At 58.4% G+C, this 13614-nt stretch carries 11 protein-coding genes and 1 tRNA gene; 6 read left to right on the forward strand and 6 right to left on the reverse strand.

Features of this window, described 5'->3' with window-relative positions:
• The first annotated feature begins 30 nt into the window (after window positions 1-30).
• Window positions 31-168, forward strand: coding sequence for a hypothetical protein (locus A6070_RS15510; RefSeq protein ID WP_158514009.1), 138 nt, complete (start codon window positions 31-33; stop codon window positions 166-168).
• A 24-nt stretch (window positions 169-192) separates the two neighbouring features.
• On the opposite strand, the gene A6070_RS02525 is transcribed toward A6070_RS15510, so the two are convergent.
• From A6070_RS02525 to A6070_RS02535, 3 genes are all read right to left on the reverse strand, one after another.
• Window positions 193-861 (reverse strand): Crp/Fnr family transcriptional regulator, encoded by a 669-nt coding sequence (locus A6070_RS02525; protein WP_072286908.1) that lies wholly within the window; start codon window positions 859-861, stop codon window positions 193-195.
• A gap of 16 nt (window positions 862-877) precedes the next feature.
• Complete coding sequence (locus tag A6070_RS02530) at window positions 878-2551, reverse strand: Na/Pi cotransporter family protein (protein ID WP_072286909.1); 1674 nt, start codon at window positions 2549-2551, stop codon at window positions 878-880.
• A 189-nt stretch (window positions 2552-2740) separates the two neighbouring features.
• Window positions 2741-6298 (reverse strand): EAL domain-containing protein, encoded by a 3558-nt coding sequence (locus A6070_RS02535; protein WP_072286910.1) that lies wholly within the window; start codon window positions 6296-6298, stop codon window positions 2741-2743.
• Between the two features lie 252 nt (window positions 6299-6550).
• On the opposite strand from A6070_RS02535, the gene mrcB reads away from it, so the two are divergent.
• The 3 genes from mrcB to A6070_RS02550 all read left to right on the forward strand — a co-directional run bounded on the left by mrcB (window position 6551) and on the right by A6070_RS02550 (window position 10289).
• Window positions 6551-8848 carry a penicillin-binding protein 1B gene (gene mrcB, locus A6070_RS02540; RefSeq protein ID WP_072286911.1) on the forward strand — a complete coding sequence of 766 codons (2298 nt, stop codon included), beginning with the start codon at window positions 6551-6553 and terminating at the stop codon, window positions 8846-8848.
• A complete protein-coding gene (locus A6070_RS02545) occupies window positions 8845-9258 on the forward strand; it encodes a tetratricopeptide repeat protein (RefSeq protein ID WP_072286912.1) in 414 nt (137 codons plus the stop codon). The genes mrcB and A6070_RS02545 overlap by 4 nt, the downstream gene beginning before the upstream one ends.
• Before the next feature lie 68 nt (window positions 9259-9326).
• On the forward strand, window positions 9327-10289 hold the full coding sequence (locus A6070_RS02550) for a damage-control phosphatase ARMT1 family protein (protein ID WP_083558659.1): 963 nt from the start codon (window positions 9327-9329) through the stop codon (window positions 10287-10289).
• Window positions 10290-10361: 72 nt separating this feature from the next.
• On the opposite strand, the gene A6070_RS02555 is transcribed toward A6070_RS02550, so the two are convergent.
• Window positions 10362-10438: transfer RNA gene (locus tag A6070_RS02555), tRNA-Arg, on the reverse strand.
• A 130-nt stretch (window positions 10439-10568) separates the two neighbouring features.
• The gene (locus A6070_RS02560; RefSeq protein ID WP_072286913.1) at window positions 10569-11267 is read right to left on the reverse strand and encodes a DUF1573 domain-containing protein; all 699 of its coding nucleotides are present in this window, start codon (window positions 11265-11267) and stop codon (window positions 10569-10571) included.
• Between the two features lie 221 nt (window positions 11268-11488).
• Between A6070_RS02560 and hpt the strand changes: the two genes are divergently transcribed.
• Complete coding sequence (gene hpt / locus A6070_RS02565) at window positions 11489-12040, forward strand: hypoxanthine phosphoribosyltransferase (protein WP_072286914.1); 552 nt, start codon at window positions 11489-11491, stop codon at window positions 12038-12040.
• Window positions 12037-13266 carry a DUF3426 domain-containing protein gene (locus A6070_RS15680; protein ID WP_072286915.1) on the forward strand — a complete coding sequence of 410 codons (1230 nt, stop codon included), beginning with the start codon at window positions 12037-12039 and terminating at the stop codon, window positions 13264-13266. Before hpt ends, A6070_RS15680 begins: the two co-directional genes overlap by 4 nt.
• Window positions 13267-13323: 57 nt before the next feature.
• Here A6070_RS15680 and tatA read toward each other — a convergent pair whose 3' ends face one another.
• The gene (gene tatA / locus A6070_RS02575; protein WP_072286916.1) at window positions 13324-13515 is read right to left on the reverse strand and encodes a twin-arginine translocase TatA/TatE family subunit; all 192 of its coding nucleotides are present in this window, start codon (window positions 13513-13515) and stop codon (window positions 13324-13326) included.
• Between the last annotated feature and the right edge of the window lie 99 nt (window positions 13516-13614).

Consider the following 13614-nt stretch of genomic DNA (forward strand, 5'->3'; position numbering starts at 1 on the left):
GGTTTTCCCCCCTGATTGGACGCAAGCATCATGCGGGCCTATCTTGTCGAGGAGGCTGCTTCTCTGAAAAAACGGGGGCTGGATATCGAGAAGTTAAAGGCTGGCGTGAGAGAAACGCCAGCCAGCGCAAAAATCCTGGCCAATTTCTCCGGGGTGATATTCGGGTAGGATTGCCGGCCAACGGATAAACCGTTACACATCCGTGCCGTTTTCGAAGGCCGCCAGCAGCTGGATCGATTTGCCGCTGACCCGGATCATTTCTTCCTCGGAGAGTTTTTTGAGCAGTCGCGAAAAGGTTTCCGGGGTGGTGCCGAGCAGCAGCGCGATTTCCCTTTTGGGGGCCGGAAGCTGAACCACGCCGGTGCGATGTTTCTGATCCAGGGCGCGCAGGTAGCCCATAAAACGTTGGCGGATGTCGGCGATGGCGAGCTGTTCAACACGCTTGAGCATGAACATCAGGCGCTGGGAGAGAATGCCGACCAGGTGCATGGCCAGCTGCGGGGTCTGTTGCAGGCGGGCGAAGAGTTTACCTACGTCGATCAGAAGCAGGGAGCAATCTTCCAGCGCAATGGCGTTGACCGGGTAGCGGTTGCGCAAGTCGAGCAGGATTTCCGCAAAAAACTCTCCCGGTTGTACGAAGCGGATGACGGCTTCCTTGCCGTCTTCGTTGGCCCGGTAGAGTTTAACCCGGCCGCGCAGCAGGAAATGCACGGCGTGTCCGTCCTCCCCTTCAAAAAATAAAACTTCCTTGCGGCGGCGTTTCTGAAAAAAGCTGATCTCCTCGATCAGGGTGTAAAGATCGGCGTCGCTGGATCCGAAAAAGCGCTCCAGAAACTGTTCGATGGCTTTCTGCTGTTCCATATCGGTTTCCTCCTGCCTATTTCTGACCGGTAATCGCCTGGGCAATGTTGAAGCAATAGCCGCCGATACGTTCAAGATAGGCCATGATGTCGATGTACCAGAGCCCCGGTTCGATGGAACAGTCCCGTTCCTGGAGGCGCTGGATTTTTTGTACGCGCATTTTATTGAATTGCAGGTTGATGCCGGTTTCGTGTTTGTAGGCTTCCTGCATGAAGGTGGCATCGGGCGCGTTGATCTGGACGATGACAAGGTCGAGGAAGGCCAGCACCCGATGCGACATCTGCTCCAGGTCCTTCAGGGAATGGTCGGATAACAGCAGCCTGTTTTCAAACAGCTTCTCCGACAGGTGGGCCAGCTGTTCCACTGCATCGCCTATTTTTTCGATGTTGTTGGCCATACGGAAGAAACTGTGAATTTCCCGCGCCGAATCCTCGTTGATTTCAAGTTGATAGATCTTGATGAGGTAATGGGTGATTTCCTTGCGGGCCTGATCGATCCATTTTTCCTGCTCTTTCCATCCGCTCATCATCTCTGGGTTGCGCTGCTTGATGGCGGGGATGACGTTTTCCAGCGTCTGGCGGGCGGTTTTGGCCATTCGGAGGATTTCGGCTCGTACCTGGGCCAGAGCCGCAATGGGGGATTCGTCATAAAAATCGTTGAACTCGGGAATGGCTTCCGGGGGCGGTGCCGTTTTGTCCTTGGGCGACAGCATGATCGCCGCTTTTACAAGAACCGGTAAAAAGAGTAGGAAAAACAAAGCGTTGGTAATGTTGAACAAGGTGTGTCCGTTGGCCAGGTAGCGGCCCACGTACAGGTGCTCGCCATGTAACAGGGCATCGGGTGCGCCAACCCCGGATAGCCGGGTGATTTTTTCGACAAAAGCGACAAATTGCGGAAAAACCAGCACCATAATGCCTACGCCGATGACGTTGAACATGGTGTGGGCGCGTGCCGTGCGATGAGCCTCGATGTTGGCGGTGCCGAGGGTGGCGAGTTCGGCGGTGATGGTAGTGCCGATATTCTCGCCCAGCACCAGCGCCATGGCAGCGGGGAAGCTCAACAGCCCCTGGGTCGCCATGGTCATGGTGAGCCCGACGGTGGCCGAGGAGCTCTGCACTGCCATGGTCAGCAGGGCTCCGGTCAGAACGCACAGCAGCAGTCCGCCCAGGCTGGCGGGATCGAAGCGGGTGAAAAAGGACAGGAAGTTTGGATCGCTTCGCAAAGGCTGCAGTCCATGCTTCATGGTTTCCATGCCCAGAAACAGCAGGCCGAAGCCGAGAATCACCTCGCCGGCATACCGGTATTTTTTCTGCTTGGAAAAAAAACGCATGGAGACGCCGAGGGCGACGGCCGGCAGGGACAGGCTCGACAGCTTGAAAGCGATCAGCTGTGAGGTCATGGTGGTGCCGATATTGGCGCCGAGGATGACACCGACCGCCTGCTGCAGGGTCAGCAGACCGGCACTGACAAAACCGATCAGCATGACAGTGGTGGCCGAGGAGGATTGCACCATGGCGGTCACCAGCGCGCCGGTGGCGCAACCGATGACCCGGTTGGCGGAGATGGCGCAGAGAATTTTCTTGATGCGGGGACCGGCCGCCATTTGCAGGCCTTCGGTCATGGTCTTCATTCCCAGGACAAACAACCCCAGCCCGCCGATGGTTTCGATGAAAATCCCGATAAAATGCAAAACGCGGCCTCCTTGTCGGAAGCGGTTGCCTGAAGGCAAGCCAGTCTCGCGCAACAGCTTTCCGCATGACGGCGGTGCCCCTGCGGGCATCAGCCTGGATGGGTTTTGCGGGCAAACCGCTCAATGGTAACAAAAAGGCGTGGCGTTTTGAAGCAGAGTTTGCACTTGTGTGGCAGCCGCGGCGCCGTGCTACGAAGACGTCGTTACGATGCTCGTGCCCGAAGTCGGGCTGGCAAGCAGCGCCGTAAAATCATCGACGTCAAGCGGTGCCCAGAACAGATACCCCTGGCAGCAGTCGCAGCCGCAATTGCGGAGAAACTCCAGTTGCTGCTGCGTTTCGACGCCTTCGGCGATGGACTGCAGGCCCAGGCTTCGAGCGATGGCCACGATACTGGTAACAACCGCCGAAGCGCTGGGATCCTGACCCACGTCACAGATGAAGCTGCGGTCGATCTTCAGACCGTTGACCGGAAAACGGCGCAGGTAGTTGAGGGAGGAGTACCCGGTTCCGAAATCATCCAGAGCCATGCTGACGCCCAGATCGCTGAGCTGCTGCATGGTTTCCGCCGACGCCTGTGGTTCGCGCATGATCATGCTTTCGGTCAGTTCGAGTTCCAGCAGTTGCGGACGGACCCCTTGTTTTTGCAGGATCTGTCGCACGGTCTGTGCCAGATTTTCGTTGCGAAACTGTCGGGCGGAAAGGTTGGCGGCAATCGGAACCACCGACAGCCCCCGCGTCTGCCATTGTCTGATCTGTCGGCAGATCTGTTGCAGGACCCATTCGCCAATAGGGAGGATCAGGCCGGTCTCTTCGGCCAGAGGGATGAAAAGGTCGGGAGGGATCAAGCCGCGGGTTGGATGGAGCCAGCGCAGCAGGGCTTCGGCTCCGATGATGGAGCCGTCGTGCAAATCGATTTTGGGCTGGTAGTGCAACAGCAGCTCGCAGCGGTCCAGAGCGCGCCGCAGATCCGACTCCATTTCCATGGCTTCATGAACCACCAGGTTCATTTCCGGGGCGTAAAGACAGAAGCTGTTGCCTTCTTCCTTGGCACGGTACATGGCGATATCGGCGTTACGGATAAGGGTTTCCTCGTCTTCGCCGTCTCGCGGGTAGATGCTGATGCCGAGGCTCGCGGTGACGGTAATTTCCCGGTCGTCGATATGAAAAGGGGCGGCGAGGCGTTCGAGGATCTTTTTGGCGACCTTGCCGACGTCTTCTTCATTGGCCACTTCGGCAAGCAGAATGACGAATTCGTCACCTCCCAGCCGGGCAACCGTATCCGCGTCCCGTACCGATTGACGCAGCCGCTCGGCGACAATCTGCAGCAGCCGGTCACCGAAACTGTGACCGAGGCTGTCGTTGATGATCTTGAAACGGTCCAGATCCAGCAGCAACGCCGCTACCAGCCGCTTTGAACGCCTGGCGAACAGGATCGATTGCTCAAGGCGGTCCTGCAGCAATGCCCGGTTGGCCAAACCGGTCAAATCATCGTGGGTGGCAAGGTGCTGCAGCTGGTCCTGATAGCGTTTGCGCTCGGTGATGTCCTCCTTGATGGCCAGAAACTGGCTGATGGTGCCGGCAGAACTGCGTACCGCGGAGATGGATATGTGCTCCCAGAAAAAGCTGCCGTCTTTGCGCCTGTTATGAAACTCGCCGTGCCACTCCCTGCCGGAGGAGATGGTCTCCCAGAGCTTTTTGTATTCCTCCGGAGAAGTTTCCCCTGATTTCAAAAGACGCGGATTCTTGCCGCGCACCTCTTCAAAGGTGTAGCCGGAAGTTTGGGTGAACTTGGGGTTGACGTATTCGATGTTTCCATGCGGATCGGTCAGCACCACGGCGGTCGGGCTTTGCTCCACCGCCTGGGAGAGTTTTCGCAATTCGTTTTCGTGCCGTTTGCGTTCGCTGATGTCGCGGACGAATGAATAGCAGACAGTCTGGCCATCGTAATCGAAATAGTTGATGGTGACTTCCACCGGGAACACGCTGGCGTCCTTTCTCCGGTGCAGGGTCTCAATGGTTGTGGAACGCTCGGAAAGCATGATTTCCCGGTGCCGTACCCAGCGTTCGGGGGTAACCGTCGGATCGATGTCGAAAATCGTCAGTTCTTCCAGCTCTTCGGGAGTGTAACCGAGCGTTTTGCTGCCCTGTTTGTTAACTTCAAGAATGCGACCCTGCTCGTCAATGCGGAAAATGCCGATGGCGGCGTGATCGATGCAGGACTGGGCCAAGCGCCATCCGGACTGTGCCATTTTGCTGGCGGTGATATCCTGGGCAATGCCGAGAAACCCGACGATCTCGCCGCAGGGGGCGCGCATGGCTGTAATCACCAGCGATACGGACAGTCTCTGGCCGTTTTTGTGAACGTAGGTCCACTCCCGGTGATCGGCGTCGGTCCGGGTCACTTGTGCCATGAACTCCCCGATGGTTTTCACGGCAGGTATGTCGCCACTGTTCAACTCCGCATAGCGGGCCTGCAGTTCCGATGGGAGATGGAACTGGGCCGGGGTCTGCCGGCCGACGACTTCCTCGGCCGCGTATCCCAGCATTTTTTCGGCACCCCGATTGAACACCGTGATGAAGCCCTGGGGGTCGGTGGCAATGATGGATACTTCGGAGGCGGCGCTGAGCACACCGGCCAGCAATCGTGAAGTGCGTTCGATTTCCGCCGTTGCGGCTTTCTGCTCTTCGAACAGGCGCTGCAGGGTCAGTCGCGCCTGCTGGGCTTCTTCAAGAAGGCGCGCCTTTTCGCGTTCCGCATCGAGGGTTTTCTGGTCCGCCTGACGGCGCTCGGTGATATCGGAGAAGGTGCCCAGGATGCGCAGGGGCTGACCGTCGGCGTCCGTTTCCAGCAGTTTGCCCATGGAGCGGAACCATTTCCAGGTTCCGCAGCGGGTGCGTTGACGGAACTCGGCACGGAATTCATCGATCCTGCCGGCGACATAGTCCCGATAGGCGGCCAGCACCGCTGGCCGGTCATCGGAGTGCATGCGCGCCATCCACGCCGCATTGGTTTCGCGGAACGTCTCCGGTTCATAGCCCAGCATCCGTGCGTAATCCGCATTGACGATGATTGCGCCGGTCTGTACGTTCAGATCGTAAAGGCCCTGGCGCGAGGCCTTGAGGGCCATGCGCAGCCGCTCCTCGCTGGCCTGCAACGCCAGTGACAGCCGGTCGCGTCGCTGGCGGGCGACCATCAGCGTGCCGAGCATGGCGGTGGCCACAGGGTAGATGAGCAATACCGGCAGGCTGATGCGGCTCAGGACGCGCAAGGCGGTATCCCATGGCAGCAGCAGCATGCAGGCCAGCATGACGATATGTAGCACCATGCCGAACAGATAGAGTTGCCACCAGGATATCTCGGTGTCGCTGTGGCGGGTGCGGTTCTTCCAGAGCATCCCCAGCAGGCCCGAGGTCAAGATGACGCAGACTCCGGCTTGTGTCGCCGTGCCGCCCTGGGCAAAACGAAAAACGGCGGTGATAATCATGGCCAGGGAAGTGGGTAACATGCCGAAAAACAGGCCGGACACTCCCAGCAGTACCGAGCGGGTGTCGAAAACGATGCCCGGCACGTATTGCCAGGGGGAGCTCATGAGGACAATGCCCAACAGGCCGAGGGTGATGCCGACGAAGACCTGTACCGCCAGTCGGTGTTTGAAGCGGCAGCGGCTGGTCGTCACGTCGTAGATGAAGGCCATGGCCAGCAGCAAGGCGGCATTTTTTACAAGGGCGAGGAAAACATTTTCCATGGGGTTAGATCCTTCGCAATGCCTGTCCGTGGATTGCCGGGGCCAAGCATAGCAATTTTGCGGCATCCTGTCACCCGGTCAGACTTTGTGTGCCGTTTGTTTTGTGCAGACTCCCCGAGAACAAGCAACAGACGGGCCATATCGTGAAACGCAGGCGTTGCAGGGTTTTAATCCAGCCTTGTTGCATGGCGGTAAAACAGGTACTATGGGTGGCAACCTGTTTTATCCCCGACAAGGAGGTATGGCTGGACCATGGCAGTTCGCAAGGTGTCCGCACGCAGCGTTGGCAAGCGGGTTTTTCTGTATGGCATGATGGTCAGCCTGCTGACCTTCGGTCTTTATGCGATTTATCTCGATTTTGCCGTAAGGGAGCGGTTTGAAGGCAAGCGTTTCGCCTTGCCCGCGCGGGTTTATGCGCGGCCGCTCGAATTGTACCCGGGACTGAAGCTCACCCCTGCCGATCTGGCCGCCGAGTTGGCCCTGCTCGGATACCGGCAGGTGAAATCTCCACTGGAGCCGGCGACCTACCGATGGGAAGGTCGACAGTTGGACCTGGTTACCCGGTCGTTCGTGTATGGCGACGGCCCTCAGCCGCCGATTTTATGCAGCGTGGCTTTCTCCGAAGGACGTATCGTATCCCTGACCGACCGCAAACGGCGTTCGGCCCAGCAGCTGGTGCGCCTCGATCCGGCCCTTATCGGCGGCATTTTCCCCGGCAAGAACGAGGACCGGGTGCTGATTGAACTGCGGACCGTGCCCCGGCTGGTGGTGGATGCGCTATTGGCCGTCGAGGATCGCCGCTATTACCGGCACCATGGCATCGATCCCCGGGGGATGGCCCGCGCGCTGCTCATGACCCTCAGTGGCAAAAGCGTTCAGGGTGGCAGCACCATCACCCAGCAACTGGTGAAAAATTTCTACCTGACGGCGGAGCGCACCCTGCGGCGCAAGTTCACGGAAATGATCATGGCCGTGCTGCTGGAGATGCATTACAGCAAGGAGGAAATTCTCGAAACCTATCTCAATGAGGTTTATTTAGGTCAGGACGGCAACCGGGCCATTCACGGGTTTGGCCTTGCCAGTGTCCATTTTTTTGACAAACCCCTGTCCCGTCTTCGTCCCGCCGAAGCCGCGCTGCTGGTAGGCCTGCTGAAAGGTCCGGCCTACTACAGCCCGCGCAACCACCCCCGGCGGGCTCTGGACAGACGCAACCTGGTTTTGTCTCAGATGGTCGAGGCCGGATTTCTGCCCGAACAACAGGCCGCGGAAGCCAGAGCGATGCCCCTGGGAGTGGTTGAACGGCCTCCCCGTGGCACCTCTCCCTACCCGGCATTTCTGAAGCTGGTGCATCGCCAGTTGCAGCGTGATTATCGAGACGAGGATCTGCGATCAGAGGGGTTGTTGATTTTTACCACGCTTGATCCCCGGGTGCAGCGCATGGCGGAAGAAGCGGTGCAAAAACATCTGGCGCATCTGGAAGCGATACGTGGCATTAAATCCGGCACCCTGCAGGGGGCGGCTATCTTCACCGACACGCAAAGTGCCGAGGTGCAGGCTTGTGTGGGCGGGCGGGAGCCGCGTTTCGAGGGGTTCAACCGGGTTGTCGATGCCAGGCGGCCTGTCGGATCGCTGATCAAGCCGGTTGTTTTTCTGACCGCACTGCAGCATCCTTCCCGATACACTCTTGCAACCCTGCTGGACGACGGTCCGCTGGTTTATCGGCAGGCCGGAGCTGAAGACTGGATTCCGCAGAACTATGACAAGCAGCATCACGGCAAGGTGTCGATGCGCGAGGCCCTGATTCATTCCTATAACGTGGCCACGGTCCGGCTCGGGTTGTCGGTGGGGGTGGATTCGGTGATGGCCAATATCCGGCAGCTCGGCGTGGAGCGTGAACTGACCGGTTTTGCCGCCAGCCTGCTGGGGGCGGATGCCCTGTCCCCCCTTGAAGTCGCGCAGCTCTACCAGACCCTCGCCGGAGGCGGTTTCCGTACGCCGCTGCGGGCCATTCGGGAGGTACTTACGGCCGAAGGCGAACCGCTGCAACGATATCCCCTGAATGTGGAGCAGGTCATCAGGCCGGCCCCTGTTTATCTGGTAACCACCGCACTGCAGTCCGTGGTCCGCGAAGGGACCGCTCAAAAGTTGTACAACCGGCTGTCGCCTGATCTGGGTATTGCCGGCAAGACCGGTACCACCGACGACTACCGGGATAGCTGGTTTGCGGGATTTACCGGTGACCGTCTCGGTGTGGTATGGGTGGGGCGGGACGATAACGAACCTGCCGGATTCAGCGGCGCTGGCGCCGCCATGGGCATCTGGGGCGATATTATGGTCGGACTTGATCCCGAACCCTTGGCCCTTGTGCCGCCGGACAATGTGGAGTGGGTATGGATTGATCCCGCATCGGGATTGCGCAGTGCCGCAAACTGCCCGGGTGCCGTGGAACTGCCTTTTATCTCCGGTTCGGCCCCAACCCGCAGCGCCGATTGTGGTCCACATTCGGTGGGCCATCGGATCAAAACCTGGTTTAAAGGGTTATTCGAGTGAACAAGACACTGATAAAATGGCTGGTTCCGGCGATTCTGCTGCTGATCGCGGGGTGTGCGGTGCCACCTCAGAAACAAACTGCGCCGGCGCCATCGGGCAACCTGGCGGTGACTTCCCTGCTTGGCAAGGCCAGGTCGCAAACCGCGGCGGGTCGCCTGTCCGATGCCAGTGTTTCGCTGGAACGTGCCTTGCGGATCGAGCCCCGCAATGCACTGCTCTGGCATGAACTGGCCCGCGTGCGCCTGGCGCAGGGACAGCTCATGCAAGCCGAAAATCTCGCCGCCAAGTCCAATTCCCTGGTTCCCGCTGGTCATGTTCTGCGTCGTGAAAACTGGATCATCATCGGTCGGGCCCGTACCGACCTTGGCGATCTGCAGGGAGCCCGCCAGGCGTTTGAAAGGGCCGAGTAGCTCGGAGAAATTGCCGTTCTGGACGCGGGCAGGTTTGCGCGCGCCTTATGCGGTGAGGGAGAACCCATATGGAAAAGTCGATGCGGCATTATGGTATCGCGCAGGAATGCATTCCCTGTGTCCTGAAACAGTGCCTTTCCACGGCGCGCTTCGCCCAGCTTGAAGAAGGGCAGACAGCACGCATCCTCGCCGTGGCGCGGCAGGCCATCGAAGACTCGAAGGTCAAGCCGCTGCTGGTTCAGCACGTTGTCCGCCAGGTTGCGGATGCCGTCATTCAGGAACGGGGCGAATCGCCCGAATTCGATATCTATGCCGAGGTCAAACAACGCTCAAACGCGCTGTCCCTGGCTCACGTCCCGATGTTTCAGAAAATGCTGGCCTGTAGCCCGGAACCGATCGAGATGGGATTGCATCTCGCCGCGGCCGGCAACATCATCGATTTTGGCGTCAAGCCCCATGACGACATCGATCTGGAGCATGAAATCCGCAATCTGGATCAGACCAGCTTTGCCCGTTATGACATCCGGCCTTTCCGGCAGGCATTGCACAAGGCCTCGAACCTTCTCTATATCTGTGATAACAGCGGAGAGATTGTCTTCGACAGGCTGTTTCTGGAAGAACTCATGCGCCAGTTTCCCCGTCTGCGCATAACGGCGGCGCTTCGCGCCCGGCCGATCATCAACGACGCTACCCTGGAGGATGCCAGGGCCGTGGGGCTGGACCGTCTGGTCCGGACTATTTCCAGTGGCAGTGTTTACCCGGGGACCATCCTTGATGAAACAACCACGGAATTCCAGACATTGTTCGCAGAGGCCGATGTGATCCTGTCCAAGGGACAGGGCAATTTCGAGACGTTGCATCCGCTGGCTGACGAAAGGTTGTTTTTCCTGCTGCGCATCAAATGCGATTACATGGCCAACCTGGCAAGCGTGGTGAAAGGCGGCCTGGTGCTGATACAGGGTAGCCCCCTCCCTTCCGGCAGATGCCCGGATTCGTCACGGACCCCGCCGCCACAGCCGACGGTCGATTGACGGGCGGTTTCACCTGGCCGGTGGATAACAAAAAAGGGTTACGCCTTTGACGTAACCCTTTGTTTTTTATTATGGCGCGCGATACAAGATTCGAACTTGTGACCTTTGGCTCCGGAGGCCAACGCTCTATCCAGCTGAGCTAATCGCGCGCGGACTCAACTATATAACTCATCCTTCGAGGAAATGCAACGTCAATTTGCAGCCTTTTTGTCCGCCAGGCGCAGGAGTGTGTGTTTTACTCCCTGCGAAGCAGTGGTTTGCAGGGTGCTCGCCTGTTGGTCAGGGCGTCCGTTCGCGTCCGACGCCAAACACTGAAATGCGCAGTTTCGGGCTGCGGGGACTGCTTGTCGAGAGGGTGATGTAGCCGTTTTGGCGGCTTTTTTCGGCAGGCAGTGTCAGGGTTGCCCGGATGCGGGCCGAAGCGCCGGGTGCCAGCCTGGTCTGGCTGAGACTTGCCGATAACGAAGCGGGCATGGTGGCAAGGTTGGACAGAAAAATGGTGCGTTCGCCGTTGTTGGTAAGGGTGATGTCTGCCTGGCGTTTTTCGCCGGGTCGCATGTTGGTAAGCTGCAACCGGTCGGGTTGTATGTCGATTTCGGGTTTGACCAACCCCGCAATCCGCAGTGCCGCTTTCGGGGTGGCGGGATCGTTGCTGTAGATGTACACCCATTTGGTAATCGGGCCCCGCATGCCGTTGGAATTGAAAGTGATTCTTACCTCTCCCGATTTTCCGGGGAGGATTTCCCTGCTGGACAGCAATGTGCCGGTGCATCCGCACGTTGATCGCACGCGTTCAATGGACAGGGTCTGGTCGCCGCGGTTGGCAAAAGTAAAAACATGCTCCAATCTGTCGCCTTCGGCGATCGTTCCGAACTGGAAAGCGGGGTCGGAGATGAAGATCTGCGGAGCGGCCAGTGCCGGCGCCGGGAGAAGAGCCAGACAAAAAATGGCCAGAAAAAACGTGTGCGGTGTTTTCATAAAAAATCTCCTGAGCAGATTTGAAAGTTCCAGCCGGCCCCAAGATGCGGTTGGCGCCGACTGTTCTTTATAGCACTATTTGAAGTTTCAAACCAGCCCCCTCCACGGGGGATACTGGTTTGCAGGCGCTTGCCGGCGGTTGCATTGGGATTGACAGCCCCTTTGAGTGTTGCTATAACATGCGGACTTGAAAAGGGTTTTCAACTCATTGGGAATAGTTCATGCGTAAAAACTTTAAAACTCTCTACACCCGGGACCAGATCGCCGAGCAGGTGTGCAGGCTTGGGGGAGAGATCGACCGGGATTACCAGAATCGGGAAATTCTGCTGGTTTGCGTTCTGAAAGGCTCTTTTCTGTTTTTTGCCGATCTGGTGCGTGCCATTTCCTGCCCGCTGCTGGTCGATTTCGTGCGCATGGCCAGTTATGGCTGCGAAACGGTTTCATCCGGCATTGTCGAGATGCGCAAGGATCTGGAGTTTTCCGTAACCGATCGTGAGGTCCTTATTGTCGAGGATATCATCGATACGGGATATACCCTGCAGTCGCTGTTTCATCGCCTGCTGGAGCGTCAGCCGCGCTCCCTGAAGGTTTGTACGTTGCTGGACAAGCGCATCGATCGAAAAGTCCCCATTGAAGCGGATTATGTCGGCATGACGTTGGAGGAGGGGTTTGTGGTCGGTTACGGGCTCGATTATCAGGAGCGCTATCGCGAACTGCCTGAACTGTATATTTTTGAAGATCCGTCATCTGCGGGTGAGGGGAGGCCGTTATGATTGTGGAGTGTCCCGAATGTGTCAGCCGTTTTCGGCTGGCGGATGACAAATTGAAACCTTCCGGCACCAAAGTCCGCTGTTCCAGGTGTCAGAAGGTTTTTACGGTTATGCCCGAGTTGGACGAAACCTCGGCTGCCGCCACCGGGCCTGGTGATGTCGCCATGCCTTCCGCCGCTTCCGCGGACAAAGAATGGGACCAGGCGCTTTCTGAAACGGGCGGCTCTGCCTTTCATGAATTCGACTTTGGCGAATCCTGGGACGATGTCAGCTCCCTGTCCGGAGATCCGACCTTGGAGAACGAGTTTTCGGAGGATTCAGCCTTCGATTTTGCTGCTTTCGACGAGGACGGTGAATTGAAGTCCGATGCGCTGTTCGAAACGGCAGCAGATGAAGGGGAGGCATTTTCTTTTGAGGACGGTAGTTTTCCCCTGGACGAGGAAGGTGGCGACTCGCAGGATTATTTTGCAGAACCCACCAAGGCGCCGGTTGAGGATCCGTCTTCTGAATTATCACCGGATTCCGTTGCTGCGGGAGGGGCTGCAAGGTCGCCTTTGGCCGGGCTCCATGCGGGGGCGGCGGATCATGAGGTGGAAGACGGTGACGCCGGGCTGTTCGCTCCTCCTGCAAGCTCGGAGGGCAAACCCTCGCTGCCACCTCCCGCCAGGGTTCCGGTCCGGCGAAAATCAAAAGGCACAGGGTTGTCCCTGCTTTTTTTATTGTTGTTGGTCGGGGGGGCAGCCGGCGGCTACTTTGCCTGGAAGAAGGATCTGCTCGGTTCTTTGATGCGGCTGGAGCGGCTGCATGCCCTGATGCGATCACAGCCGGAGGCAACGGAAAGCGGCCAGATCCGCACGCTGGGATTGAATGGCGGTTTTTTGCAGAACCGGCGGGCTGGGCGGCTGTTCGTGATTCAGGGCGAGGCGGTTAACGATTATCGGGAATCACGCTCGGCAATCGCCGTCAAGGGGGTTCTGTTCGATGCCAAGGGGGCACCGCTGCAGCAGCAGACGGTGTTCTGTGGCAATCCCATCGATGCCGGCGAGCTGGAAACTTTGCCGTTTGACAGGATTGCCGAGCGGATGAACAATCAGTTCGGGGATTCTCTGAGCAACCTTAATGTTCCCGCCGGCAAGGCCGTTCCCTTCACCATCGTGTTCCGCAACCTGCCGGAAGGGCTGAGTGAGTTTTCGGTGGAGGTCATCGATTCCAAACCGGCTTCCCGGTAGGGGCCGGCCTGGCGGGCGCGATCCCTGTCTTGCCGAATTCAGGCAGCCGGGGCTTTTTCAATGCCGATCTTCCGGGGGGAGATTGTCGGTGTGGTCGTTGTCAGGGTCGTCGTCGGGGGTGCCGCGCAGGCTTTTCTGGAAGGCGGTAAGCCCTTTTCCCAGGCTGGCACCTATCTCCGGCAACTTGCGTGCGCCGAACAACAGCACAATGATGATCAGGATCAGGGTCAGTTCCCAGAAACCGGGCATAGTGCCGTCCCTTTCTTGTCTCGGGATGACGGGTGCGGGAAGGTACAAGAAAGGCGGGAGCTTCCTGTTGTCCGGATGCTCCCGCCCGTCATGTTTTTG

Source organism: Syntrophotalea acetylenica, assembly GCF_001888165.1.
GTDB lineage: Bacteria > Desulfobacterota > Desulfuromonadia > Desulfuromonadales > Syntrophotaleaceae > Syntrophotalea > Syntrophotalea acetylenica.